The organism is Aliidongia dinghuensis (assembly GCF_014643535.1).
GTDB classification, from domain to species: domain Bacteria; phylum Pseudomonadota; class Alphaproteobacteria; order ATCC43930; family CGMCC-115725; genus Aliidongia; species Aliidongia dinghuensis.
In genome coordinates this window covers 26,043-51,073 of sequence record NZ_BMJQ01000025.1, presented here as the reverse complement: position 1 = coordinate 51,073, position 25,031 = coordinate 26,043, and the positions used below count along the sequence as shown (strand labels likewise).

Below are 25,031 nucleotides of genomic sequence, written 5' to 3'. Positions count from 1 at the left end.
TAAGAGGGAAGGGGCGAGGCCGTTCGATGGCTGGCCGCGCCCGTTTGGCCCCGAATTAACTGTGGAACCGCGCTGAGGAAAAGCGCCTTCTGGACAAATCAGCCCATGACTATCCCCGCGCGTGTGCATTTCTGCTGGATCGGCCCCCGGCTGCCCTGGGCCTACGTGTTCGCCGTGCTGTCGGCCGCCGAGCGCAGCGGGCTGCCTGAAATCATCCTGCACCATACCGATGTGCTTGAAGACGGTGCCGAATTGCGCGCGCTCAGTACGGCGCCCGGCGTGCGGCTCGCCCGCATCGATCCATATGCGTGCCTCGCGGCGGTCGGCGGGCTGCTCGGCGTCGGCGACGCGCTGGCGGGCCTCTATCGCAGGCTCGACAGCCCTGTCATGCGCGCGGACGTCTTGCGCGCGGCCATCTTGTACCAGCACGGCGGCATATACCTCGACCTGGACACGATCACGACGGCTTCGCTTCGCCCCTTGCTCGAGGTGCCGCAGTTCGTCGGCTCGGAATTCATCGTGTGGCCGCAGTCCGTCAGGGCCTCGCGCTCGCCGATCGTCTGGGCCCGCCACCTGGCCCTCGACGTGCTGCGCAAGGGGCTGCGCCGGATGCCGCAGGGCTGGAGGGCATTCCGGCGCGTCGAGCACCTCTATTTCCGCGGGGTCAACAATGCCGTCATGGGCGCCGAGGCGAATGCGCCCCTCATCCAGGCCTATCTTCGCGCGATGCTGACCGTGCCGGCCGACCGGCTCGCCCAAGCCTATTCGCTTGGCCCGGACTTGCTCCAGGAGGTGGTCGACCGCTATCAGCAAGGCGATCTGGTCGTCCAGGAGCCCAAAGTGTTTTATCCGTTGCCGCCCAGAATCTCCGAACTGTGGTTCAGGATCGCTCCGGGGGTGCCGCTTCATGACGTCCTCTCGGCGGAGACGCGGGTGGTGCACTGGTACGCGTCTGTCCGCACCAAGGCCCGCGTTGCGCTGATCGATCCTGCCTATGTGCGCGCCCATCGCGAGCGCCAGTTATACAGCGCGCTCGTCTGTTCCTGCATTCGGGGCCTACCGGAAGCGGCCTGACGCTCCTATCTGTTGCAAGCGCCGCCGCAACGACGGCGCCGATTTCTCTCTTGCAGCCGGGGGACCATCCACGGATGATTGTGACCGTTTTGCGACCCCCGTTAAAGTCGACGACCATGGATGCAGCGGCGGCCGGCTCGGATACATGACTGTTTTCACCTGAAACGGCCCCATCGATTGCTCTCGAACCAGACAGGTCATCCAGCACATGCGGCGCTATTGCCTTCGGGCGCGAATCTTCTCCAGTGCGGCTTCCGGGTGCGACCGCCGGTGAGGAGAACGGCAGACGCCAAAACTCGCGACGTTCCGGCGCGCGTACCCTGGCACCAGTCAGCAAAACCCAACGCGGGAAAATTTCGGCACCGCCATTGCTTCCGGGCGAGGCGGCCTTACACGGGATATATCATGTTGAGAAAAGGCAGCATTCGCATCGCGATTGCGGGGCTTGGCAACTGCGCAAGCGCCCTGATCCAAGGCATTTACTATTACACGCCCGAGCGCTGCCGTGACGGCGTCGTCGGCCTGATGCATCGCGAGATCGGCGGCTATTTGCCCTGCGACATCTCGGTCGTCGCCGCCTTCGACGTCGACGCCCGCAAGGTCGGCACCGACGTCAGCCGCGCCATCTTCGCGAAGCCGAACTGCACCAAGGTGTTCCAACCCGACATTCCCGAGATGGGCGTGGTCGTGAAGATGGGCCCGGTGCTCGACGGCATCTCCGAACATATGGCCGACTATGCCGAGGATCGGACGTTTGTCCGTTCCGATGCGCAGGAACTCACGAAGGAAGAGATCGTTGCGGAGCTGAAGCGCAGCGGCGCCGAGGTCCTGCTGAACTACATGCCCGTCGGGTCGGAGAAGGCAGCCCGCTTCTATGCGGAATGCGCGCTCGAGGCCGGCGTCGCCTTCGTCAACAACATGCCGGTCTTCATCGCCAGCGACAAGGCGTTCGCCGATCGGTTCAAGGCGCGCAACCTGCCGATCATCGGCGACGACATCAAGTCGCAGCTGGGCGCTACGATCACGCACCGGGTGCTGACCGATCTGTTCGCCAAGCGCGGCGTGAAGCTGCTCCGGACGTATCAGCTCAACACCGGCGGCAACACCGACTTCCTCAACATGAAGAACCAGCAGCGGCTGGCGTCGAAGAAGACGTCCAAGACCGAGGCGGTCCAGGCGGTCGCCAAGAAGCGCATCGAGGACGAGAACATTCACGTCGGCCCGAGCGACTACGTGCCATGGCAGAACGACAACAAGCTCTGCTTCATCCGGATGGAGGGCCATCTGTTCGGCGACGTGCCGATGGACCTGGAGCTGCGGTTGTCGGTCGAGGACTCGCCCAATTCCGCGGGTGTGGTCATCGACATGATCCGCTGCTGCAAGCTGGCGCTCGAGAACGGCATCGGCGGCGTGCTCGAGGGGCCGAGCGCCTATTTCTGCAAGCATCCGGCGGTCCAGTACACGGATGACGACGCCTATCAGATGACCGAGAGCTTCATCCGCACCAGCACCGTCAAACTCGCCGTCCGATGAAATGCCTGATCGTCGCAGCCGGGCAGGGTGCCCGGCTGAGGGAGAAGGGCGAGCTCAAGCCGCTGATCCCGATCAAGGGGATCCCGCTGATCGAGCGCGTGATGTCGCGCGTGCTCGAGGCCGGGATCGACGAGTTCGTCGTCGTCAGCGGCTACCGTGGCGAGGAGCTGCGGCGGGCGCTCGATGCCTTCGCTGAACGCGAGAAGGTCCGCGTGACCCATGTCGTCAACGACGAATGGAACCGGGCGAACGGCGTGTCGGTGCACAAGGCGAAGGCGGTGCTGGGCGAGCCGTTCGTCCTCACCATGTGCGACCATCTGGTCGATCCGGAAATTTTCCGGCGCCTCACCGCGGCACCGCTCGAGTCCGATACGGTCACGCTTGCGGTCGATTTCAACATCGGCAATCCGCTGCACGACCCGGAGGACGTCACGCGCGTCAAGTGCACGAACGGCCGGATCGAACACATCGGCAAGGTGATCCGCGACTTCAATGCGTTCGACACGGGCGTGTTCCTCTGCACGCCGGTCATGTTCGCAGCACTCGAGGAAAGCCAGGCGAGCGGGGACGACAGCATCTCGGGCGCCATGAACGTGCTGGCGCGGTGGCAGAAGGCGCGAGTCTTCGACATCGGCGACCGGCTCTGGATCGACGTCGACGATCCGGTCGCGTTCGGCAAGGCCGAGTCGCTGCTGCACGCGGGACGGGTCTGACGGCGACGCAGCATGATGGAGACCGCGGAGCCGGTTCGCCGGACATTGGAGATCGAAGAGGTCTCCAACCTCTATTTCATTCATCCGATCGCGAGCTGGCTCACCCCGCGCTTCGCGGCGTTGGGCATTCATCCGAACACCGTCTCGATCGCCGGCATGGCGTTCGGCGGGCTCGCGGGTGTCGCCTATCGCCATTACGAAAACGCCTGGTGCGTGATCGCGGGCTTCGTGCTGATGATCGCGTGGCACGTCATGGACGGTGCCGACGGGCAGCTCGCGCGGTTGACGAAAACGCAGTCGCCTTCCGGCAAGGTGCTGGACGGCATCTGCGACTACGTCACGTTCATCGCGGTCTATTCGGGGCTCGCAAGCAGCCTCGAACGGCACTTCGGCGGTGCTGTCTGGCTGCTCGCTGTCGCAGCCGGCCTTTGCCATGCGCTCCAGTCAGCGGTCTACGAGGTGCTGCGCCAGGAATATAATTTCTGGGGCCTGGGCCGGAAGTCCGCAGAGTTCGTCGGGCTGACGGCGGCACCGCACGCGCCGCGTGCCCTCACGCCGGGGCAGCGCCTGGCCGATCTGCTGCACCGCGCCTACGTGCGGCTGCAATTCCTCGCGGCCGGCGTCACTGTTGCATTTTACCAAAGACTGTCGACGGCGTTTGACGCCGAGCCGGAACGGAGCGACGCCATCCGCCAGCGCTACCGTGAAACCTTCGCGCCGCTGGTGCGCCGATGGGCGGTGATGTCGGCCAACTATCGCACCCTCGGGATCTTCCTCTTCGCGCTCGCGGGGGCACCCCAGTATTACTTCTGGTTCGAGATCGTCGGCTTCAACGCGATCCTGCTCGTGCTCTTGGCTCAGCGGCGGGCCGGCTACGCACGGTTCTTCGCGGAGCTCGACCGGCCCTAGCCGCGGCCCGTGACGCTATCCCCCCCGGGCGATCGATCGGGCTATCGATGCGCCCGGCGGAACAGATAGACGGACAGGCCCATCAGCAGCAGTGACGGCACCAGTGCCGCTGCGGCCGGATTGAGGTCGAGCAGCAGATCGAGGTGGCCGGCGATCTGCTGGAAGAGCGAGAACACGATGCCGACGATCGCACCGATGGTGATCTGCTGGCCAATGCTCTGGCCGCGCGGCGGCGCAAAGACGAACGGCGCCGAAGCCATGATCATCGCGATCATCGACAGCGGGATGCTGATCTTGCGCCAGAGTTCCTGCTCGTAGCGCAATCCCTGCTGATGGTTCCGCGCCAGGTCGCGGACATAGCGGAAGAGCGCCACGGGCGGCATGGCTTCGGGCGGCAGCGTCAATAGCTGGATCTGTGCGGACGATACGAATGAGCGCCATGGCAGCGATGCCAGGCGCTCCGTCTGGAAATCCGAGCCGTCGATGGTCTTTCGCAGCACGCCGACGAGCAGCCAGGTGCCGTCCGGATGGATATCGGCCTGGTCGGCATGGACGAAGCTGGTCAGGCTCCCGTCGTCCGCGAAGGCATAGATGTCGATGTCCTCGGCTCCCTCGGAGCCGCGGAACCGCTGCACGTTCAGATATTGATGCTCACCCTGGGCCCAGAAGCTGCTGTAGTCGCGGTCGGTCGTCGACGTCGAGAGAGCGGCCGCACGCTGGGTCTGTGCGAGTTCCTGCGCCGGCGGCACCACGAATTCCGCGATCAGGAACAGCACCAGGATGATCGGCACGGCCAGCTTGAGTACCGACCCGATGATGCGGCTTTCGGAGATGCCGACGCTGCGCAGAGCCGTGAGCTCCGAGTTCCGGCCAAACGCGCCCAATGCCAGCAGGCAGCCGATCAGCATCGAAACCGGCGTCACCTGCAGCACCCGGGACGGGGCGGTGAGCAGCACGTAGATGAACGCGTCGAGCAGGCTGTAGCGGCCTTCGCCGACGGAGGCGAGCTGCTCGACGAATTCGAGCAGACTGAACAAGGCGGTCAAGGCGCCTGCCACAAGGATGAAAGCCCTGAAGGCGGCCGTCGCGATATAGCGATCGAGCGGCGTCGCCAGGGCCGACCACACCGGCTCGAGCCGTGCAGCCAGCCTCGATATCTCCCGCTTGGATATGTCCAGCATCACGCCCATCGGCGTCGGAGCCGCAGCCCCATGCCGGGCGCGAAGGTTAGGGCGAGCAGGACCAGCGCCAGCATCCCTGGCGCCCACCAGATGCCGGGGAACGCGGGCACGACACCGTGCTGGACCCAAGTCCTGGCCGAGGTGCAGATGAGGTAGTAGCCAGAATAGAGCAGGATCGCCGTGCCGAATTTCTCGTACTTGCTTTGCCGCGGCTTCACCCGGCTGAGCGGGATCCCCAGCATGGCGAGGAGCAGCGTCGAGAGCGGCGTCGAGAACCGCCACTGCAGCTCGGCGATGTCCCTTGGCTCGGCGGATGCCGCGAGGTCCCGGCTGCTGGCGGCGACGGAGCTGTACTCGGGCGGCGCCGGGTCATGCCGATTCGGGTCCACGATGATGCTCGACGCCGTCATCGTCCGGTCGGTCTGCCGCTCTTCGGTGCCAAGTTCATAGATGTGGGCGTCGCTCAGCAAGATCTGCGGGTCGCCGCTCGACTTGGCCGGCGCCAGCTGATAACCGAGCTTCGCGTGGATGATCTCGGCATAGCCGTCATGCCAGCGCTTCACAAACACGTCGCGAGCGGGCGACGCCGGTCCGTCGCGGTGCATGAGGAAGATCACGCGACTGCCGTTCTGGCCGACGTAGAAGGTGCCGGCCTGCATGGCATCGACGTCGAGCGTCAGTTCGGCCAGCCTGGAGAGTTCATGCAGCGCCTCGTAGGCCCAGGGCCGCGCGACCAGCGACAGCCCGGCCACAAGTACGGCGAGCCCGCCCGACAGCATGAGCACCGAACGCATCACCCGGCCGGGCGTCACCTGCAACGCGAACATCGCGATGAACTCGGAGTCGCCGTTCAGCTTGCCGAACGCCAGCACCACGGCGATGAACAGCGAGACCGGGATCAGCACCTCGAGCGAGATGAGCGCCTTCAGCGCGATCATCTCCGCGAGGATGTCGATCGGCAGCAGCCCGTTGACCGCGTCCGACAGGAAACCTGCCGCGCTATAGCTGGCGAACAGCGCGGCGAGGATGCCGAGGATGGCGGCCAGCGGCTTGACGATTTCGCTGATCAGATAACGATGGATGATCAAAGGTGCACGCCGCCTGCCGATGCAGAAGTGGGCCACAGCGCCGAGCCGCCGGTGAACATCGGGCCGCCGGACCGACGCCTGCTCGGCTGAGCCGCGCAGCCCCGCCCGCGGCAGGGGTCGGAAACGCGCGCGTGCTTGGCCAGCGACATGGTCCGGCTCGGATGTGAGCCGGCGGCTCGCATGTGGTTCGTGTGGTCGTTCATTCGAAGCTTGCGGAGCCTACGCCGCAATCGGGATTTTGGGGACTGCTATTTCCACCACAAGGGCGCAGCGCGCGCGATTCGCGATGCCGGCATCGCGGATGCTACAAAATTCAGCCGTTCGGGAGGTTTCTGAGGTATTCAGCGGCTGCCCTCTGGATCGCGCGAAGAAAGCCCCCATTTGGAGCGCTGTGAAACATTCATGAAGCGGCCGGTCAGGCCGCTATGATTGGCAACGCAGCATAAAGTTTGTGACAAGCCCATGTCAGCCCCTTATAAACCATGGCACGTGCAAGACGGAAGCCGTTCGCGCGAGCACGCAGTGATAAACGTAGAGCCGACGGAAGAGCACATGGACACATCGGTCGGTGATATTCGGCAGATCATATTCGACACATTGCGCTCGTCGCTGCATAAGCTCGTCGAACTCTCCGATCAGACGAATATCGTCAACGATCTGGGGCTCGATTCTGTCGCGGTGATGGATTTCGTGATGGAAATCGAAGACCGACTCGATATCTCCGTGCCGCTCGACAAGATCGCCGAGATCGAAACGCTGGGCGATCTTGTGTTCGCCGTGCGCGGCCTGAAGGCCAATGCCTGATCGATGTCGCTTTTTCACAAGTTCGCGCCGCTGAGGGCCGCCTACGACCGGCTCGAGAGCGCCAAGTCCAATCCCTTCAACGTCGCTTTTGACCGAGTGCTCTCGCCGACCGAGGCGAGAATCGGCGATCGCGAGATCCTGCTGCTTGGAACGAACAACTATCTGGGCCTGACCTATGATCCCGCGGTGATCGCGCGGGCGGTCGAGGCGACGGAGATGTTCGGCACCGGCACCACGGGCTCGCGCATCGCGAACGGCAGCTACGACGGCCATAAGCGGCTCGAGCGCGCGCTCGCCGACTTCTACGGCCGCAAGCACGCGATGGTGTTTTCGACCGGCTACCAGGCGAACGTCGGCGTGCTTTCGGCACTCGCCGGCAAGAACGACCATTTGCTGCTCGACGCGGACTGCCACGCCAGCATCTACGATGGATCGCGCCTCGGGCACGCCCAGGTGACGCGCTTCCGCCACAATGACCCGGACGATCTCGCGAACCGTCTGCGTCGCCTGGGCGATACGCCCGGCGACAAGATCGTCGTCGTCGAGGGCATCTATTCGATGCTGGGCGACGCGGCGCCGCTGCGCGAGTTCGCTGCGGTGAAGCGCGAATGGGGCGCCTATCTGGTGGTCGACGAAGCCCATTCGCTGGGTGTGCTCGGCCAAACCGGCCGCGGCCTTGCCGAGGCGGAGGCGGTCGAGGCCGACGTCGACTTCATCGTCGGGACCTTCTCCAAGAGCCTGGGCGGCGTCGGCGGCTTCTGTGTCGGCGACATGGAAGGCTTCGACATCCTGCGCGTCGTCAGCCGGCCCTATATGTTCACGGCATCCTTGCCGCCGAGCGTGATCGCGGCGGCGCTCGAGGCGCTCCATCAATTGCGCACACGCCCGATCCTGCGCGAGCGGCTGATGGACAATGCCCGGCAGTTCTATTACGGGCTGGCCGACCTGGGCTTCAATCTCGGGCCCGAGCCGAACCCGGTCGTCTCCGCAATCATGCCGGACCCTGAGACCGCCTTCGCCTTTTGGTCGCGCCTGCTGGACGCGGGCCTCTATACCAACGTGAGCCTGCCGCCGGCGACGCCCAAGGGCTTGGCACTGCTGCGCTCGAGCGTCGGTGCCGCGCACACGCCCGACCAGATCGACCACGCCTTGTCGCTGTTCGCCGAGGTGGGCCGGGCCATGGGGCTGATCGCACCGGCGCGCGCGGAGGTGCGGGCGGCTGGCTGACCCCCGCTGCCGCCCCCGATCCCGTGGGCTCAGTAATATTTCATCTGGATCGCGATCGGATTGTCGCCCGAACGCGCCTCGAACCTGGCTTTGCCGAGGTCGGGCGGGCCCAGATAGAGCGTCGGGTTGTTGGAAAAGCCGAAGCCGTCGGCCGGCAGGCCCAGCATTGTCGTCTCGAAGTGGCCGCTGTTGTTTTCGTCGTGGAACAGCGCCACGGCGTAATAGCCGGGCTCGGCAAAGGCGAAGCAGGCGTGGGTGACCGGCAATGTCACCGGCACCGACTGCCTGGCCAGCTTGAACTTGCCGTCGAGAAAATGTGCGGCGTCGTCCGGATAGATCGTGATGGTGATGTTGCCCGCCGCGGAATGCATGCCGCTGACGCTGATCTGGAGCCGGACCTGGTGCGAATCGGCCGAGTCGCACGCCGGCGGCGAGTCCGCCCGGGCTGCATGTCCCAGCAACGCAAGGACGGCAATCAGCGCCCAGTGCCTAAGGGGGTTGGGCCGAAGGAGGCTGCGTGCCGTTCCAGCACCGTTCCGGATGATCATTTCCACGTGTCCGTCCCCGCTGCCGCTGCACCACGTTCGGCGTGGGATCAGACGAGCGATATCAACTGGGGCGCTATCTACCGTTTCCCTCGCCGCGGCTGCAAGTGGCGGCTTGCCCGTGACCGGCCGGGCTTTTACGGTTCACCGAGCTTCGCCTGCGCGCCGATGCGCCGGCACCCCGAATGAGACGGTAATGCGCGTTCTCCCGTGTGGAGGCGGCACCCGGAAGGTACCTGTGCGCGAGATTGCCGTATTCCGCCATAACCTGTTCAGAATATCGGAGCCGTTCATCACGCAGCAGGCGCAGCAGCTGCGCCGGCACAAGCCGCTCTATCTCGGGCGGCTCAGGTACGGCGCACCGCCCGCCGGGGCCGCGTCGCTGGCACTCGAGGACCTTGGTCCCGGGTGGCCCTTGCCGCGCATCGCGTGGCAGATGCTGACCCGCAACCCGGGACCTTATCAGCGTCTCCTCGGCGACCGCCGCCCTTCGCTCATCCATGCCCATTTCGGCATCGAGGGCGTCTATGCCCTGCCACTCGCCCAGCGGCTGAAGGTGCCGCTGGTCACGACCTTCCACGGCTTCGATGCGACGCTGTCGACCGCTGCCTTGCTCGCGTCGCCGGCCTGGGCGAACTACCCGCTGTTCCGGCACCGGCTCGCCCGGTCGGGCGACCTGTTCCTGTGCGCGTCGTCGTTCGTCCGCGAGCGCGTGCTCGCCATGGGCTTTCCCGCGGCGCGAACGCACGTCCACTATATCGGCGTCGATTGCGAGGCGATCCGGCCGCGGGCGCCGGACGAGGAAACGCCGACGATCCTGCATGTCGCCCGCCTGGTCGAGGTCAAGGGGGCGCAATATCTGGTCCGTGCGCTCGCAGCGTTGCCGGCGCGGCATGCGAACGCCCGGCTCGTCATCATCGGTGACGGCCCGCTCAGGCGCTCGCTCGAGACGCTGGCCGGAGCCTTGGGCGTGGGCGAACGAGTCCGGTTCCTGGGGGCGTTGCCGCACGCGCAGGTGCTGGCCTGGATGCGCAGGGCTGCGATGCTGGCGCTGCCGAGCGTCCGCACGCGCACCGGCCGGGTCGAGGGCCTGGGCATGGTATTGCTCGAGGCGGCGGCGACCGGCGTGCCGGCCGTCGGATCGCGCATCGGCGGCATCCCGGAAGGCATCGTCGATGGCGAAACCGGCTTCTTGGCGCCGGAACGCGATGCCGCGGCGCTGGCCGGCCGCATGGCAGACCTGCTCGACGATCGCGCCCTGCGCCTCGGCATGGGTGCCGCGGCGCGCGCCCATGTCGAACGGCGATTCGATATCCGTCGCCAGACCGAAACACTCGAGGACCTCTATGACGTCGTCCTTTCGAGCCGTGGATAGCGGCGTGCGCGCTTCGGTGGCGGGAGCATCCGCAATCGTGGTCGCCCATCCCGATGACGAGATCCTGTGGCTGAGCGGACTCGTCTCGTCGGCCGGGCAGGTCGTGTTCTGCTTCGGCGATCCGTTCGAACGGCCGAAGCTCGCCGCGGCCCGGCGCCAAGCGGTTGCGGCCTTGCCGCTGCCTGGCCTGGTCGATCTCCAGATCCCGGAGAGTGGCGCCCGGTTCTCGGCCGACTGGACCCGTCCGCGGCTCACGCCCTCCGGCATCGAAGTAACCGACGACGCGGCCCGGGCTCGCTATGAGGCCAACTTCCTGATGCTGGTCGACCGGTTGCGCCCGGTGCTCGCCGGCTGCGGCGACGTCTACACCCACAATCCCTGGGGCGAATACGGCCATACCGAGCATATCCAGGTCCACCGTGCAGTCGTGGCTCTGCAGGCCGAACTGGGTTTCACGACCTGGTTCTCCAACTATGTCGGCGCCAGGAGCTGGCCGCTGGCGCGCGAGGTGGCCCGGCAGCCGTGCTGGACGGCGCGCCGCCCGATCGCCCCTGATCGGACGACCGCACATCGGTTCTCCCGCGTGTATCGGCGCCATGGCGCGTGGACCTGGTCGCTGTTCCATCGCTGGCCCGCGGAGGAGATGCTTTACGCCCAGGCGCCGGCCGGAAACGACGATGCGCGCTATGAGCTGTCAGGAGAACGGCTGCTCGACGTGGCCGGGCTGCAATGGTGGGCGCCCTGGCGTAGGGTCAGCAGGCGTCTCGACTAAGTGCCGCGCGAACACGAAATTTTCTTGCGACGGCGGCGCGAGCCACTACATCAAGCGGCTGGAAGATAGGTCTGTGACATTGATGAGCGACAATTCCTTATCCGAGCGACTGAGCGGCCTCGGTTCCGGTCTGCGGTTCCTGGCCAAGGCCATGGGCACGCGCTACACGCCGCTTCTGGCCCAGGTCGTGGTGACGCGCCGCTGCAATCTCGCGTGCGGCTATTGCAACGAGTACGACGATCATTCGCCGCCGGTGCCGCTCAAGGATCTGATCGCCCGGGTCGATCATCTGGCCAAGCTCAAGACCGCCTCGATCACCTTCACCGGCGGCGAGCCGCTGCTGCATCCCGAGCTCGACCAGGCCGTCCGCGCGGCGCGCGCCCACGGCATGATCGTGACCATGATAACCAACGGCTTCCGCCTGACCCGCGACTGGATCGACCGGCTCAACGCCGCCGGCCTCCAGGGCATGCAGATCAGCATCGACAATCTCGTGCCCGACGAGATCTCGATGAAGAGCCTGCGGTCGGTCGAGGGCAAGCTCGAGCTCCTCGCAAAGCACGCCAAGTTCAAGGTCAACGTCAACTCGGTCCTGGGCGTCAGCGGCGAGCGGACGCAGGACGTGGTGACGGTGGCCGAAACCGCGGCGAAATACGGCCTGCAGCATTCGGTCGGCGTGCTGCACGATCACACTGGCTTGCTGAAGCCGCTGAGCGCGATCCAGATGCAGGCCTACGAGACGGTCACCAAGATCTCGCCGTCGATCGTGCACAGCCTGAACTACTGGCTGTTCCAGAAGAACCTGATGAACGGCAAGCCCAATGACTGGAAATGCCGCGCCGGGGCGCGCTACCTCTATGTCACCGAGGACGGCACCGTGCACTGGTGCTCGCAGCAGCGCGGCTATCCGGGCATTCCGCTGCTCGAGTACACTCGCGAGGATATTCGCCGCGAGTATCACACCGAGAAGTCTTGCAGCCCGACCTGCACGCTGAGCTGCGTGCATCAGATGAGCATGTTCGACCGCTACCGCGGGGCGCAGAAGGCGCCGCAGCCGGTCGCGGCCGAATAGCCGCGCAACCGGCCTGGTCCGCTGGAATCAGGTGAGCCAAATCAGGCGGGCCAAATCAGGCGGGCCGGAGTCAGGCTGGACTGAGTCAGGCTGGACGGAGCCGGGCGTAGCGGAACAAGCCACCATACGTGAGCGCCATGGCGGCGATGACGAGGCCCAGCTGCAGCCTGGGATCGTCGCTGCCGACGAGCCGCTGTGCCGCGACCGCCAACAGGACCATGACGCCGGTGCTGACGAGCGGTGCGGCGAATGCCCGCGCCAGGTCGGTGACGCGCACGCCCCAATGCCGCCGCAGGTAAACGACACCCCAGGCGATGAGCAGCGGATAGATGCCGAGCCAGACTGCCGAGACGGCGACGATACCGGTCGCGGCCGGAAAGCAGAAGCCGGCGACCGCAATGCCGAAGGTCAGCAGCAGCAGGGTCGCGACCGACAAGCGCGCGGCCAGGCCCGGGCGCCCCGCCGCCATCAGCACCGGCGTCAGCAACTGCGAGGTCACGCGCAGCAGCCCTGCCGCCGCCAGCACCTGGAGCGGCAGGGCGGCGGCCGCATAGCTGTTGCCGTGCTGGTCGCGGATGAGGGCCGTGAGCGGCGTCGCGGCCAGCATCAGGCCCGCCATCAGCGGGGCTACCAGGCTTACCAGCCGGCGCAGCGACCAGAGCAGCGACTGCGCCAGCGCATCCTTGCTCGCGGCGACTCGGGCGAAGACGGGCAGGGCCGTGCGGTTCACCAGGGTACCGACCGCCATCGCCGGCTCCATGGTGATGTCGAACCCGACGCGGTAGATCGCGAGCGGCGCCGCGCCGTAGAACCAGCCAATCAGCAGGTAGTCGACGTTCTTGAAAATCTGTTCGGCGATGTTCGACGCGGCGGCGCGGATGCCGAAGCGGACGAGCGGCAAGATCTCCGGCAGGGCGAACCGGAGCCGCGGCCAGAACGGTCGCGCCGCCATGGCGCCGATCAGGATGTAGAGGCCGCTCGCCGCATAGCCGGCGACGACCGCCCAGGCGCCGGCGCCGGCCATGGCCAGTCCGAGGCGCGTCAGGGCGGCGGCCAGGGTCGCAGCCACATTGACGATCGCGATGCGCTCGAACTGCAGGTCGCGATTCATGAGCGCCAGAGGGATGAGCGCCGCCCCTACCAGCGGCTGCTTCACCGCCGCCGCGACGAAATAGCCAGCCATGCCGGCGACGCCGTAGGCCGCCTCGATCGCGGGAGCGGCCATGAGCGTGACACCCGCGACCAGGGTGGCCGCGCCGACGACGAACCAGAACAGCGTGTCGAGCTGCCGCCGCGTGAGCGTCTTCGCCTGCACCAGGGCCTCGCTGGTGCCGAGACCGTCGAAGGCTTCGACGATCATCGCGATCGAGACGACGAGCGAGGCGATGCCAACCTGCTCCTTGGTCAGGAACAGCAGGACCGCCACGATCGTCGAGAAGTCGATGACCTTGGCAATGATCGTGGCGCCGCCCAGCCAGTTGAAGCCCCGGCCGAGATGCCGCCGATGGCTGGCGAGCGCATCCGGTGCGTGCGTATCCGGCGTGGGCGTATCCGGCGTGGGCGCGGCGTCGGTGCCGTCGCGATGCGGCTCGGCGCTCATTCCGCGGAAGCGGTATGGTCGGCGGGCAGGACGGGCTCGGGCAAGAGGGGCTCGGGCAGGACGGACGCGGGCGGCAGGACCCAGGATCGCGTCCGGAGCAGGTGAACGAGCCAGCGCCGCGACTTCTCGCGCCAGGCGCGGAACTGGCCCGGGCCCCAGGCGCCGTGCCGGACCGGTGCCGCCGCAAGCCGCTGTGCCAGCACGGCGGCGATCTTGTGGGCGCGCGCCTCCCAGGTGAAGCCGCGGCTGTCGGCCGCCGCCGCGGCGACGAGACGGGCGCCGAGGGTCGAGCTGCCGGTCAGTTCCCTGAGCCCATCGACGAGTGCCTCCACCCGATCGGGCGGACAGAGGAAGGCGTTCCGCCCATGCTCCAGGACTTCCTGCACGTCCGGCGTCTGGCCGGCCAGGATGGGACGGCCGGACGCGAGATAGAAGAACAGCTTGAGCGGCAGCACTGTCGAACCGAACTCGGCGAGCGGCTGCCAGGACGGCGGTATCAGCAGCACGTCCGCAGCGAAGACATACTGTGCCAGCGCTTCGGCCGGCTGGAAGGGTACGACCCGGACGTTGGGCACGCCGCGCGCCATCGCCTCGATCGGGCCCTCGCCGTACGACCCGACCAGGATGAACTGGAGATCGGGCAATCGCTTTGCCGCCTCGATCACCAGATGAAGCCCCTTCTTGTGGTTGACGCGCCCGGTATAGACGACCGTCTTCCGGTCAGCGGCGACGCCGATGTGCGCCTTCGCGAGCTCGATCGGCACCGGCGCGTGCAGGCGCTGCGGCTCGAAGCCGTTATGGATGCACTGGAGCTTTTCCGCCGGAATGCCGAGGTCGAGATACTTCTGCCGGGTGTAGTCCGAGTGGCAGATGTGGATCAGGAAGCGCGGATGGCAGATCAGGCGATAGAGCCAGAGCTGGAGCGGCGGGATCTGGTCCGGCCACGGGCGGTAATGATCGAAGGCGACACGCTGGCCGAACAGGATCGCCAGCCAGGCGACCCACAGGTTGCGCGTATAGACGAGGTCCGCCTGCCGAAATTCCCGCCGGAACACCAGGGTCAGGCCACAGAGGAAATGCCGCAGTGCGGCCGGCCGAAGCGGCGCATGGGCGCGCACGATGGGCATGCCGGCCAGCCTTTCGATCGTGTCCCGATCGGCGTTGTCGGCCAAAGGAATATGCAGCCACGCCCCGGTCGTGAGCGGCGCAAGGTATCGCGCGGTCGTCACGAAGACTTCAGCATCCGCCTCGGCGCTCGGCAGAGGGTTCTCGAAGGCGAACAGGATCTTCATGGATGATCGCTGGAAAGGACAGGCCGCAGCAGTGGAGACAGATTGGGGCGCGCCGCGAGCGGCTGCCGCGGAACAGTCATAGGCGGATCCTGGGGGCAACAGAACCGAAAACTGCCGTTTGACGGTCGACCCTGATCTGTCCGTCATCCCGGACAAGAAGGGGGGCGGGATGGCAGGGCCGAAGCTCGGCTCTACGGCCGGCCGGGCGTGGCCGATACGCTGCCGTCGCCCAAGATCACGTCGGCGGCCTTCTCGGCGATCATGTAAACGGAAGTCACGATGAAATAGCCGGGGATGCGGGGGAAGATCGAGGCATCGACGATGCGCAAATTGCCGACGCCGTGGACGCGGAACTTGCTGTCGACGACGCCGCCCTCGTCCTCGGGCTTCATCGCGCAGGTGCCGCAAGCGTGATGCCCCCAGGCGTTGTCCTCGATATGCCGCTTCAGCTGATCGTCGGTGTAGAGATGACGCCCGGGCGTTTCCTCCTCGACGATCAGGTCGCCGATCGCGTCGACGACCCGGCGTCCGAACTTGATCCCGGTGACGATCGCGTCGAGATCGGTGTCGGCAGAGCCATTGCCCTCGTGGAAATAGTGGAAGTCGATCTGCGGCCGATCGAAGGCGTCGCCGGACCGCAGCCGGACGGTGCCGGCGGTGTTCTGGCTATAGGCCTTGAGGACGGTCCAGGTGAGATAGTTGAGCTTCTTGATGCGCTCCGAATATCCCGGATAGTAGCCGCGGAAATCGGCGAGCAGGAAGAAGCAGAACACGTCGGGCTGCTCCCGATCGGTCCGCGACGGGAACATTGCGGAGAACATCAGGCCGTTGCTGGTGTAGGGGCCGGCTCGCCACCGGTGCCATTTGCGATACGGGCGATCGCCGGCGCTGTATGTCGAGCCGCTGAGCGCCTGCCAGGGCGGCGCGATGCGGTTGACGACGCCGATCTCGTAGCGGTCCTGGAGGTTGCGTCCGACCCCCGCGAGCTCCTTCACCGGGGCGATGCCGTGCTCGGCCAGATGCGCCGGGTCGCCGATGCCGGACAGCATCAGCAGCTGCGGGCTGTTGAAGGTGCCGCCCGCCAGGATGACCTCGCGGTCGGCACGGACGTACCGCTCGTCGCCCGGTTGACCATGCGGTCTAGCCGAAGCCCGGTAGAGCCGGGTCCCCTCCCGGTAGAAAACGCCCGCTGCGGCGTTGGTCGCCGGATCGATGTCGATGCGGGTGACGAGCGCGTTGAGGCGGATCGTCAGCCGGTCGGGGAACTTTTTCTGCATGGCGAGCAGAAACTCGCGCGGACCGGTGCGGGCGTGGCTGGCGGAGGACATCGGCGTCACGCACACCATCGACGCCTCGGCATCGACGCGCCGCTGGTCGTTCGGGTCGCCGCCGCTGCTCGCGAACCAGCCCCAATCCTTCACCACATCCGGCAGCAGGCTGCCGGCGGCGAGCAGCGCCCTCCACAATGTCCGGCGCAGGCGCCAATCGAGCACGGCGCGCAACGGCAGCGCCCGCTCGGTGGTGAGCCAGCCGTCCCAGCCGTGTCCGGTCGGATTCCAGCCGAACAGCCGGTCGAGCCAGCGGAACAGGAACAGCCGGTAGCGGCAGCGCTCGATCCGGTGGAAGTATTTCTGCATGTTCGACGCCTGCCACGTGGCGTCTCCGGTCACCTGCCAGATATGGTTCCAGTCGGCATTGTTGGGCCGCACGATGATCATTGCGTTATGGCCGGTGCAGCCGCCGAGACCGCTCGCCCGCGGATAGAGTACGCCATCAACCTTTTCGCCGTCCGAGGTCTGGCGATAGCGCCAATCCTTCTTCTGCTGCCCCGGCGACGCGTAGTGGCGCACCCAGAAATCCCAGCGCAGGCCGGGGTTTTCCGAGGCGAAGGCGTGAAAGGCCGGCACCGCGTAGTCGGATGGCAGCGGCCGAGCCGACAGTGCTTCGTCCTTCGGCTCCAGCGGATCGTCGCCAGCGTCGAGGACGAGCACCCGCTTTCCCGCCTCGGCCAGGCGCGCCGCCACCACGCAGCCGCCGGCGCCGGCGCCGACGACGACATAGTCGAAGCTTTCCCCTGCGGCCACGGCGCGGCTCAGAAATGCTTGATGTAGGCGATCAGCGCTTCCTTGTCGTCCGCGGACAGATCGGCGCCGAAGTAATGGCCGCGATTGACGACATAGTCCGGGCACTTGCTGAGCCCGACCAAGGCGTCGATCAGGCCGCTGTCGCGGACCGCCGCTTCGGCCGTGGCCTCGGTCACGGGGTCGGCGAGCGCCTCGGGCGTGCAGGCGCCGCCCATTTGCCGGAACGCGCCGAGCAGGGTCGGTGCCGCCTTCAGCAACCGCCAATAGTGGCCGATCCCTCCGGGCTCGTCATTGTCGGGCAGCAGCTTGGTGTTCGCGAGCGCGTTGATCGGGAAGTCCTTCGGCAGCGGCCCGAGCGCGATGCCGCCGTCCTTGTCGACCGCCCAGGGGGCGAGCCAGTGCAGCGGGCCCGAGAGGCCGCGCACCAGGGACGGTGAGAAGCCCGAGGGGATCATCAGGCAGGACGGCGCCGACGTGCGGTACATGTAGCCGGGGACGGGGATCCGGGTGAACTTGTCCACGCGCCGGGTCTCAGGGTTCAGCATCTCCCGGATCGAGCGGTCGAATACCTTGAGGCGGTTCGCGACGCACGGCAGGTACGGGTCGGCGTCGCTCGCGGCCGGGCAGCTTTCCTTGCCGTAGTAGCTGCCGTTCATTGGACCCGCGGCGGCCATGCGGGGGGCGGGCGTGCGGGGATAGTCTTCGTAATCGTCGTGGCCGACCGAATTGTTCGACAGGAAGGGTGCTGTCGACCAGACGCTGATCAGTGAGGCCGGGCGCAGATAGCCGCGTCCGTTGCCGAGCGGCTGCAGCGGCATCGCCGCTCCCGAGACCGGATGGTAGACGGTCAATTCCTTGACCGGCGGCAAGTTCTTGTAGGACGTGGAGGTGAAATTGTCCCAGATGTCGCCGGCGAGACCGTTGGTCGCGAGGGCGGTGCAGGCGTTGGTCTGCAGCAGGTCGACCGGCACGCGGCGCTCGGACGACAGGTAGTTGCCGGGGATGAACGCATCCTTGCCGTCGGCGTCGCGCGCGGTCACCAGCTTCACCATCGCGTCCTTGAACGGCTTGGTCTGCGTCCAGGCCCAATAGCGGTCCCAGCACTGCCGATAGTTGGGGCCGTTGCCGCCGCCGGCGCAGATGCCGGTGTCGATGCCCGAGTTCGCCGGCGGCTCGGGGGTCTTGCTCGAATGGCAGGCGGCGCAGTTCTCGGCGAACACGACCTGGCCGTGCTTGACCTTGGTGGAATCCAGGGGCTCGAGGAGCTCCTTGCCGCCCGGTGCGTCTTCCAGGTGATCGGGGCGGGCCGTGACGAGGAAGAAGGTGGCCATGTCGGCGGTGCGATCTTCTGTCGCCTGCCAATAGACCGACTGCTTTTCGGCATCGCTGATCTTGATCGGCGAGATCTTCTGACCGCCGATGAACGGGCGGAAATGCAGCAGCCATTCCTCGCTGAACAGGCCGATATTGAGATAGACGCGGTTGAGCGCACCGAGCGTGCCTACGGAATCGGCGCCGTCCTTGAGCACGCGCATCGTCTGCGTCGTGCTGCTGACCGGGTTCCAGAACTGCGACAAGGCCGCGGTCGTGGCGTAGTCCTGGAACTGCTTGTTGTCCCGTTCGCCGCCGGTGAGCTGCTCCGAGCCGGTGACGAGGCTCGGCCCGATGCGGGCAAGCACGCTGTAGACCGCGTTCATCGTCCGCGGGTTGTTCATGTAGTCGGTCGAGACGAGCGAGGTGTCGAGGCTTCCCGGCGGATTGGTGTGGAACAGCTGGTAGAGGAAGTTGCCCTCGTTCGGCGCGGGTGTGCCGTCGGCGCCGCGCGGCCGGGTGTTCCAGAAGAAGATGCGGTTGACCCAGAAGTATTGCGCACCCGGATTCGACGCGAGATTCGCCCATTTCGGGTTCTCGGGATCGGCCGGCGGATTGATGGCGCTGGGTCCCACATGGCAGAACGCGCAAGCCATGCCGACCCGGTAGGGCCGCACCAGGTCCTTGTCGTTGTAGTAGGACGGATCGGTGTAGTACCGCACCGGATCCCACTTCGCCTTCGCCTTGTCATCGAAATCCGGGTTGGGGAACAGCCTCAGCCCCATGACGCCGCTCGGCTCGCCGTAATAGGAGCCGAGCGGGACGGTCTTGCCGCGGGCCCCGGCCGCGACACCGGGATATCGTTCGGCATCGGCGAGCGGGTCCGGCGCGCAGCTCGGGTCGCGCTGATCGAGCCACAAGCCGAACCGGTTGGGATCGGGGCCGGTCGCTTCGGTGAAGCAGGGCTCGTTGACGAGCCCCAGCCACGACCAGCGATTGTGGCGCCCATAGGCCATGTCCTTGTGGGACGAGACCGTCTTCAGCAGATCGAACGCACCGGCCGTGTTGCGCGCGGCATAGTCCCAGAACCTGTCGTTGCCGCCGGTCCAGACGATCCAGGCGTTCTGGCCGCGTAGCGCACTCTCGCGCACCTGCTCGGGCGTGAGCTTGGTCAGCTGCGCTACCTCCTGTATTTCCTTGGGATATGGGGCGCCGTCCGCCGGCTTGACCAGCAGTCCCTTGTCCATCTCGGCGAAATAGCTGCAGTCGGCCGGCTCCTCGCTGCATGGCTTCGCGACCGCGGGCAGCGACTGCCGTGTCCGGCCGGCCGCTTTCGCCTCGTCCGGGATCGTGCCGAATTTCGATCTGTCGGGCTCGACGATCGCCCAGAGCGCCAGAAATCCGCCGACAATCGCGACCAGGACCAGCGCCGCCAGCGAGATCGCCGCCCATTTCAGAACCCGTCCCACTATTGCCGCGATGGTTCTCATGACGGGGCCTCCTCGCCCGGCGGATCACAAGGTCTTCAGGAAGGCCAGCAGCCGCTGCTTGTCCGGGTCGGACAGATCTGTGCCGTAGAGATGCCCGCCATTGCCGTTACCGGGGACGGTCGTGTCGTAGCGCGTGCCGTAGCGCTCGGCCGGGGTCCCGGCCTCGCTGACGAACCCGCCTTTGGCCGCGTCGATCAGGTCGTAGCCGCGGTAGAACGACTGCGGCCGCGCGGCCGGCGGGGCCAGGAGGTCGGCCATCGTCGGGACGGAGCCGTTGTGCAGGTAGGGGCCGCGCAGCCACAGCCCCGTGAGCTCGGTCGCGACATAGCCGTTGGTCTTGTGAAACGCGCGGAAGCCCCAGTTGTAGTCGCCCTCGCGATAGTGCGTGTAACGGTCCGCCGCCTCCTCGGTCCACATGTCGATGCGATGCCGGTCGGTCCCGATCTCCGCCGCCGGGATGACGGTGCGGAACCGCGCCCCGCCCGGCTCGTGGCAGGCGGCGCAGTGGGTCTCATAAAGCGCCTTGCCTTGCTGAATCTCGGCATCATCGACGCGATAGGGGCCGGCCGCCGTGGTGGAAAAGGGCGAGGGCGGCGGTTTCTGCAGGCGGACGAAGTCGATGATGGCGTCGAGTGCCGGCCCGGCTGCGGTAAAGCCCTGATAATCCATACCGTCGCCGATGGCGCCGGCAACCGCGGTTTCCCGCAGATTGGAATTGAGCCCGTCCCAGTGCAGGGAATAATGACCGTCCGTATCGGCCAGCACCGTGCCGAGATTCCATAGCGGCACGATGTCGGAGTTGCCGATCGTGCCGTCGTCGGGCAGGTGGAGGTTGAAGAACTTGACCGGGTTGAACGGGTCGATCCGTCCCGGTCCCCAGTCCGGGCGCGAGTCCATCCAGGCAAACCGGCTCGCCTGGGCCACGAACGCCGATCGGACCGCCGGGATCAGCAGGTAGCGGTAGAGCAGCCGTTCCCACCACGGCATGTCGTAGATCGCGGTGATGGCGGTCATGACATTGTCGGCGCTGAACCGTTCGGGGTGACGGCCGATCGCGACCAGCAGGCGGATGAAGCCTTGGACGTTGACCCGGGAGCCGGCGCCGGCCGGGACGAGGGTCGGCGGTGCGTCAGGCGTCAGGCGATAGCTGCCCTGATGGCAGAAGGCGCAGTTCGGCGCGACGCGCGGGATGACACCCAGCGTCTTCTTGGAGAAGCCGACCGGCAGCTCCTCACCGCCGACCCAATAGACGCCGATCGAACCGTAGCCGTCCTGGTTGCCCGGCAGATATTCGGGAAACATCGTCGGCAGGACCCGCCAGATCCAGTAGGGCAGGCCCTGCTGCGTCTCGTTGCCGATCGAGCCGTGGTCGAAGGTCTGCAGGGGATCGTTCGTCGGCGGCTGGGCCACCGGGCGCAGCAGCACGAACCAGGCAAAGACGATGAGCACCACGATGAGCGCCAGGAACCCGGCGAGGCATCGCTGCAGGACGCCGATCATCGGATGACACCGGACTCGCTGTGCTGCCTTTCGAGCGCCTTGATGCGGAGCAGGCAATAGAACGTGGTCGAACCGATGAAGGCGTCGACGAACGAGATCGACAGGAAGCCGGGCGGCTGCCCGAACAGCACGACGGCGAAGAAGAAGAACGTCGCGCCGAACGTCCGCGATGGGAAGATGGCGATATAGGCATTGGCGCGGTAGCGGCCGAAGTCGACGGCGGCCGGAACGTAGAAGGCCGAAATGATCATCAACAATCCGGCTGACTCTCGCGCCCAGATCAGCTGCTCGAGCGGAATGCTGAACAGGTCGAGCATCCAGCGCGGAAAGAACAGCAGCGGGATGATGAACAGCGCGTTCAGGAAAATGCCGAACCACACCAGGGCCGTGTGGCGCACGATCCAGACGCTGACGGTGCTTTGTCCAGCGGCTTTCATAATGTTTTCATGTACTCCACGATGGCGTCCTTGTCGGCGGCCGGCAGGCCGGTGCCATAGGCCGGCCCCTCATGTCCGCGGTTGGAATTGCCGGGAACGGTCGTGTCGTAGAGAAACAGGGCTTTCGGGTCGTAGCCGTAGCCGTCGGTCCTGTAGCCGACCTTGGCGGTGTCGAGGATGTCCATGCCCCGATACCATTGCGCGGGCCGGCACGGATTTGCGGCGGTACAGGCCGACGGCTCCAGCAGATCGCGCAGGGTCGGCACGGCGCCGTTATGGAGATACGGCGAGCGCGCCCAGATGCCGTCGAGCGGCTGGTTGGCATAGCCGGCCGTCTTGCTGAAATGGGAGAAGCGCCACGGATAGCCGGCGTAGAGCATGTTCTGCGCCGCCGAGAAGTCCTGCGTATAGGAGGCCCAGCGGCCCCGGTCGGTGCCGATCCGGTCGAGATCCTCGACCTGGCCCAGCCGCGGATAGCGGTTGGTGTCGTAGACGTATTGGCCCGCTTCATTCTTCATGCCGTGGCAGGCGGCACAGTATTCGGCGAACAGCTGGCCGCCGCGCCAGGCCTTGGCCCGATCGACCGCCGCAGGAAAGGGTGGCGCCGGCAGCGTCCAGATCCAGCGCCGAATCCGGTGGACCGCAGCGATATCGACCGTCACGGGCGTGACCCCGGCGCCAAGCGCTGCGCTCAGGTTGCGCTCATCGACCGATGTGTTGTTGCCGTCCCAATGCAGATGCATGCCGTCGCGCGGCCGCTGCTGCCAGATCGAGGGGAAGTCCGAGGAGCCGTTCAGCTCCGTATCGGTGATGTGGCCGGCGTCCATCGGGAAATTGAACTGGATCGCCTTGTAGGGGTTGAACGTGTCGACCCGGCCGGGGCCCCAGTCGGCTTGACGGTTGATGAAGGAAACCTGCTGCGCCAGATGCTGGAAACCGGCCTGCACGCGCGGGAAGACGATGTAGCGATAGATGAGGCGATCGACGAAATTCAGGTGGCCGTGAACCTCGGGGCCATCGATTGCGTCGATCAGATTGTCGGCGCTGAAGCGCGGATCGCTGCCTACCTTCGTAAAGAATTTGATCAGGTCGAACAGGCGTAAATTATTCGACGGCGCGCCATAGACGATGGTCGGCCGGTCGGTCGGCTCGAGCCGATAGGTGCCGGTATGGCACACGGCGCAGTTGAGCCAGACGCGCTCGATGCCGGAAACGATCCGCCTCGACATGCCAACCGGCAGCTCGGACTGCTCCGTCTCGTAGAGCATGCCGAACCGGCGGTAACCGGTTGGCCCCAGTTCCGCGCGAAACATGACCGGCAGCGCCTTGAACACCAGGATCGGAAGGCCGTTGACCGGCTCGCTGCCGATGGAGCCGTATTTGTAGTGATCGAGGTCGCTCTTGTACGCAACGACGTACTGGTTGACGAAGACCAGATAGTAGAGCGCCGCCAATATCACCAGCAGCGAAACGATCCAGCGGATCCAGCGATAGCGATTGAGGACACGTTCTGCGGGGGTCGGGGGATTGTAGTTCATGATGAACGCCCGCCTTCTGTTTCTTCAGGCGTGTTGCGCCGGAATAACGGTGGGTCGTAGACCGACATGACGCTCTTGATCAGGTTCTCCCATTTTTCATCGAACGTCTCGCCGTCGTAGCGCGAAACCTCGTAGCACCCGAGCGGGTTTGCCAGATCATTGATCAGGCACTTGTTGCAGTAGGTGCATTCCTTCTGCTTGATCGGCCCGTTGGCGGTGCGCAGGATCTGCGGCAGATCGTTGTTGGCGATGAGCGGCCGCGCCATGGTGACGCCGTCGCACGAGCCGTCCCTGATCACGCCCGCAATATTCGACGCATGCTGGAAGCCGCCGGTGCACAGGAACTTGATGCTCGGATCGATCTGCGTGATCGCGCTGCGCAGATACTTCGCGTATTCGGCGTTGATGCCTTCAATGACCTTGCCGCGCCGGAAGCGCCACAGCCACTGGAACAGGCGGCCGCCGATCGGGCTTTTGAAGATCGCATAGTTGAACCGGGTCCGCACGCCGGACGCCAGCATGCCGCCGTACCAGCGCGTCAGGGCCTGAGTCGAAATGTCGCCCGGCGGATTGCGCGGGTGAGGAAAGGTCGATCCGCTCGATATGTGGAAGGCGTCCACGCCCTTGCCGTCGTCCAGCAGCATCTTGCAGATGGTGAGCGTGTCTTCGAGCGTGTTGCCCTTCTTCATCCAGGGATAGAGCCAGTCATTGTGATCGACGCCGTTGATCTTCATCTGCAGATGAAAGTCCGGACCGACCTCGCGGCGAATGGCGCGCACGATCTCGAGGACGAACCGCGCCCTGTTTTCGACGGGGCCGCCGTAATCGTCGGTGCGATCATTGATGCCTGAGCTCAGGAATTGCGTGATGAGATAGCCGTTTGCCCCGTGCAGCTCGACCCCGTCGAGGCCGGCTTCCCGCGCGCGGCGCGCGCCCTGCGCGAACTGCTCGACGACCTCGTGAATTTCCGAGGCGGTCATGGCGTTGGCCAGTATTCCGTGAAAGAAATCGGTCTGACTGGTCGAGCTTTGCGCCTTCTTGAAGAGATTCTCGACGCCGCCCATGTCCTGCTGCCGGCCGGAATGGCTCAACTGCATGATGAAGTGGCAGTTGTGGGCGTGGACACGCTTGCCGACTTCTGCCCAGAACGGGATCTTGTCGTCGTTGTCGATCATGGCATAGCGGACCAGGATACGCCCGCGCACCGCGACCGGGGTGTAGGAAGAGATGATGCAGCCGACGCCGCCTTTGGCGAATTTCTCTTCCCAGTTCAGCCGCGTATGGCCGCCATAGCCATTGTATTCATCGAACATTCCGGAGAGGTTCGATCTGAACAGCCGGTTCTTGATCTCTAAATGTCTAAACTTCAGCGGCGAGAAGATAAGCGCCGCGTTGTCCTCGTGGAGGAACGCCTTGTCCATGGCTTGCGCGTCCGACAGCGGTGCATCGGTAGCCTGCAGCATGTCTGGCTCCGTGGGTGAAAGCG

At 65.8% G+C, this 25,031-nt stretch carries 20 protein-coding genes; 9 read left to right on the top strand and 11 right to left on the bottom strand.

Annotation, left to right across the window (positions count from 1 at the left end; translation table 11 throughout):
• The first annotated feature begins 105 nt into the window (after window positions 1-105).
• The 4 genes from IEY58_RS31265 (at window position 106) to IEY58_RS31250 (ending at window position 4,229) form a co-directional block, all read left to right on the top strand.
• Window positions 106-1,074 (top strand): glycosyltransferase, encoded by a 969-nt coding sequence (locus IEY58_RS31265; protein WP_189052105.1) that lies wholly within the window; start codon window positions 106-108, stop codon window positions 1,072-1,074.
• Between the two features lie 405 nt (window positions 1,075-1,479).
• Entirely contained in the window at window positions 1,480-2,607 is a 1,128-nt protein-coding gene (locus IEY58_RS31260) for an inositol-3-phosphate synthase (RefSeq protein WP_189052104.1), read from the top strand.
• Window positions 2,604-3,320, top strand: coding sequence for a phosphocholine cytidylyltransferase family protein (locus tag IEY58_RS31255; protein WP_189052103.1), 717 nt, complete (start codon window positions 2,604-2,606; stop codon window positions 3,318-3,320). Before IEY58_RS31260 ends, IEY58_RS31255 begins: the two co-directional genes overlap by 4 nt.
• Window positions 3,321-3,332: 12 nt before the next feature.
• Window positions 3,333-4,229, top strand: a complete 897-nt coding sequence (locus IEY58_RS31250; RefSeq protein WP_229744096.1) for a CDP-alcohol phosphatidyltransferase family protein — start codon at window positions 3,333-3,335, stop codon at window positions 4,227-4,229.
• Between the two features lie 41 nt (window positions 4,230-4,270).
• On the opposite strand, the gene lptG is transcribed toward IEY58_RS31250, so the two are convergent.
• Both lptG and lptF read right to left on the bottom strand, forming a co-directional pair.
• Window positions 4,271-5,410, bottom strand: coding sequence for an LPS export ABC transporter permease LptG (lptG, locus tag IEY58_RS31245; RefSeq protein ID WP_189052102.1), 1,140 nt, complete (start codon window positions 5,408-5,410; stop codon window positions 4,271-4,273).
• On the bottom strand, window positions 5,410-6,498 hold the full coding sequence (gene lptF / locus IEY58_RS31240; protein WP_189052101.1) for an LPS export ABC transporter permease LptF: 1,089 nt from the start codon (window positions 6,496-6,498) through the stop codon (window positions 5,410-5,412). The genes lptG and lptF overlap by 1 nt, the downstream gene beginning before the upstream one ends.
• Window positions 6,499-7,050: 552 nt before the next feature.
• Here lptF and IEY58_RS31235 point away from each other — a divergent pair.
• Complete coding sequence (locus IEY58_RS31235; protein WP_189052100.1) at window positions 7,051-7,302, top strand: acyl carrier protein; 252 nt, start codon at window positions 7,051-7,053, stop codon at window positions 7,300-7,302.
• Window positions 7,303-7,305: 3 nt separating this feature from the next.
• Window positions 7,306-8,529: a serine palmitoyltransferase gene (gene spt / locus IEY58_RS31230; RefSeq protein ID WP_189052099.1), complete on the top strand. Its 1,224-nt coding sequence runs from the start codon at window positions 7,306-7,308 to the stop codon at window positions 8,527-8,529.
• A gap of 29 nt (window positions 8,530-8,558) precedes the next feature.
• Here the strand turns inward: spt and IEY58_RS31225 are convergent, their stop codons facing one another.
• Complete coding sequence (locus IEY58_RS31225) at window positions 8,559-9,077, bottom strand: DUF2141 domain-containing protein (RefSeq protein ID WP_189052098.1); 519 nt, start codon at window positions 9,075-9,077, stop codon at window positions 8,559-8,561.
• Between the two features lie 235 nt (window positions 9,078-9,312).
• Here IEY58_RS31225 and IEY58_RS31220 point away from each other — a divergent pair, with 235 nt between their 5' ends.
• The 3 genes from IEY58_RS31220 to IEY58_RS31210 all read left to right on the top strand — a co-directional run bounded on the left by IEY58_RS31220 (window position 9,313) and on the right by IEY58_RS31210 (window position 12,293).
• Window positions 9,313-10,449, top strand: coding sequence for a glycosyltransferase (locus IEY58_RS31220; RefSeq protein WP_189052097.1), 1,137 nt, complete (start codon window positions 9,313-9,315; stop codon window positions 10,447-10,449).
• 4 nt (window positions 10,450-10,453) lie between these two features.
• Window positions 10,454-11,221, top strand: coding sequence for a PIG-L family deacetylase (locus tag IEY58_RS31215; protein WP_189052096.1), 768 nt, complete (start codon window positions 10,454-10,456; stop codon window positions 11,219-11,221).
• A gap of 82 nt (window positions 11,222-11,303) precedes the next feature.
• A complete protein-coding gene (locus tag IEY58_RS31210; RefSeq protein ID WP_189052095.1) occupies window positions 11,304-12,293 on the top strand; it encodes a radical SAM protein in 990 nt (329 codons plus the stop codon).
• Between the two features lie 85 nt (window positions 12,294-12,378).
• On the opposite strand, the gene IEY58_RS31205 is transcribed toward IEY58_RS31210, so the two are convergent.
• From IEY58_RS31205 to IEY58_RS31170, 8 genes are all read right to left on the bottom strand, one after another.
• Window positions 12,379-13,893 (bottom strand): oligosaccharide flippase family protein, encoded by a 1,515-nt coding sequence (locus tag IEY58_RS31205; RefSeq protein WP_189052094.1) that lies wholly within the window; start codon window positions 13,891-13,893, stop codon window positions 12,379-12,381.
• On the bottom strand, window positions 13,890-15,185 hold the full coding sequence (locus tag IEY58_RS31200) for a glycosyltransferase (protein ID WP_189052093.1): 1,296 nt from the start codon (window positions 15,183-15,185) through the stop codon (window positions 13,890-13,892). The genes IEY58_RS31205 and IEY58_RS31200 overlap by 4 nt, the downstream gene beginning before the upstream one ends.
• Before the next feature lie 191 nt (window positions 15,186-15,376).
• Window positions 15,377-17,269, bottom strand: coding sequence for a GMC family oxidoreductase (locus IEY58_RS31195; protein ID WP_229744095.1), 1,893 nt, complete (start codon window positions 17,267-17,269; stop codon window positions 15,377-15,379).
• A gap of 8 nt (window positions 17,270-17,277) precedes the next feature.
• Window positions 17,278-20,070 (bottom strand): hypothetical protein, encoded by a 2,793-nt coding sequence (locus IEY58_RS31190; protein ID WP_189052092.1) that lies wholly within the window; start codon window positions 20,068-20,070, stop codon window positions 17,278-17,280.
• Window positions 20,071-20,094: 24 nt separating this feature from the next.
• Window positions 20,095-21,570, bottom strand: coding sequence for a c-type cytochrome (locus IEY58_RS31185; protein ID WP_189052091.1), 1,476 nt, complete (start codon window positions 21,568-21,570; stop codon window positions 20,095-20,097).
• Window positions 21,567-22,007, bottom strand: coding sequence for a hypothetical protein (locus IEY58_RS31180; protein ID WP_189052090.1), 441 nt, complete (start codon window positions 22,005-22,007; stop codon window positions 21,567-21,569). The genes IEY58_RS31185 and IEY58_RS31180 overlap by 4 nt, the downstream gene beginning before the upstream one ends.
• On the bottom strand, window positions 22,004-23,545 hold the full coding sequence (locus IEY58_RS31175) for a c-type cytochrome (protein ID WP_189052089.1): 1,542 nt from the start codon (window positions 23,543-23,545) through the stop codon (window positions 22,004-22,006). Before IEY58_RS31175 ends, IEY58_RS31180 begins: the two co-directional genes overlap by 4 nt.
• The gene (locus IEY58_RS31170; protein WP_229744094.1) at window positions 23,542-25,008 is read right to left on the bottom strand and encodes an NADH:flavin oxidoreductase; all 1,467 of its coding nucleotides are present in this window, start codon (window positions 25,006-25,008) and stop codon (window positions 23,542-23,544) included. Before IEY58_RS31170 ends, IEY58_RS31175 begins: the two co-directional genes overlap by 4 nt.
• Window positions 25,009-25,031 lie beyond the last annotated feature (23 nt).

Excerpts from the sequence above, each read along its gene's own strand:
- IEY58_RS31265 (WP_189052105.1), top strand. The coding sequence starts at position 106 with ATGACTATCCCCGCGCGTGTGCATTTCTGCTGGATCGGCCCCCGGCTG.
- IEY58_RS31260 (WP_189052104.1), top strand. The coding sequence starts at position 1,480 with ATGTTGAGAAAAGGCAGCATTCGCATCGCGATTGCGGGGCTTGGCAAC.
- IEY58_RS31255 (WP_189052103.1), top strand. The coding sequence starts at position 2,604 with ATGAAATGCCTGATCGTCGCAGCCGGGCAGGGTGCCCGGCTGAGGGAG.
- IEY58_RS31250 (WP_229744096.1), top strand. The coding sequence starts at position 3,333 with ATGATGGAGACCGCGGAGCCGGTTCGCCGGACATTGGAGATCGAAGAG.
- lptG (WP_189052102.1), bottom strand. The coding sequence starts at position 5,410 with ATGCTGGACATATCCAAGCGGGAGATATCGAGGCTGGCTGCACGGCTC.
- IEY58_RS31235 (WP_189052100.1), top strand. The coding sequence starts at position 7,051 with ATGGACACATCGGTCGGTGATATTCGGCAGATCATATTCGACACATTG.
- spt (WP_189052099.1), top strand. The coding sequence starts at position 7,306 with ATGTCGCTTTTTCACAAGTTCGCGCCGCTGAGGGCCGCCTACGACCGG.
- IEY58_RS31225 (WP_189052098.1), bottom strand. The coding sequence starts at position 9,077 with ATGATCATCCGGAACGGTGCTGGAACGGCACGCAGCCTCCTTCGGCCC.
- IEY58_RS31210 (WP_189052095.1), top strand. The coding sequence starts at position 11,304 with ATGAGCGACAATTCCTTATCCGAGCGACTGAGCGGCCTCGGTTCCGGT.
- IEY58_RS31205 (WP_189052094.1), bottom strand. The coding sequence starts at position 13,893 with ATGAGCGCCGAGCCGCATCGCGACGGCACCGACGCCGCGCCCACGCCG.
- IEY58_RS31200 (WP_189052093.1), bottom strand. The coding sequence starts at position 15,185 with ATGAAGATCCTGTTCGCCTTCGAGAACCCTCTGCCGAGCGCCGAGGCG.
- IEY58_RS31190 (WP_189052092.1), bottom strand. The coding sequence starts at position 20,070 with ATGAGAACCATCGCGGCAATAGTGGGACGGGTTCTGAAATGGGCGGCG.
- IEY58_RS31185 (WP_189052091.1), bottom strand. The coding sequence starts at position 21,570 with ATGATCGGCGTCCTGCAGCGATGCCTCGCCGGGTTCCTGGCGCTCATC.
- IEY58_RS31180 (WP_189052090.1), bottom strand. The coding sequence starts at position 22,007 with ATGAAAGCCGCTGGACAAAGCACCGTCAGCGTCTGGATCGTGCGCCAC.
- IEY58_RS31175 (WP_189052089.1), bottom strand. The coding sequence starts at position 23,545 with ATGAACTACAATCCCCCGACCCCCGCAGAACGTGTCCTCAATCGCTAT.
- IEY58_RS31170 (WP_229744094.1), bottom strand. The coding sequence starts at position 25,008 with ATGCTGCAGGCTACCGATGCACCGCTGTCGGACGCGCAAGCCATGGAC.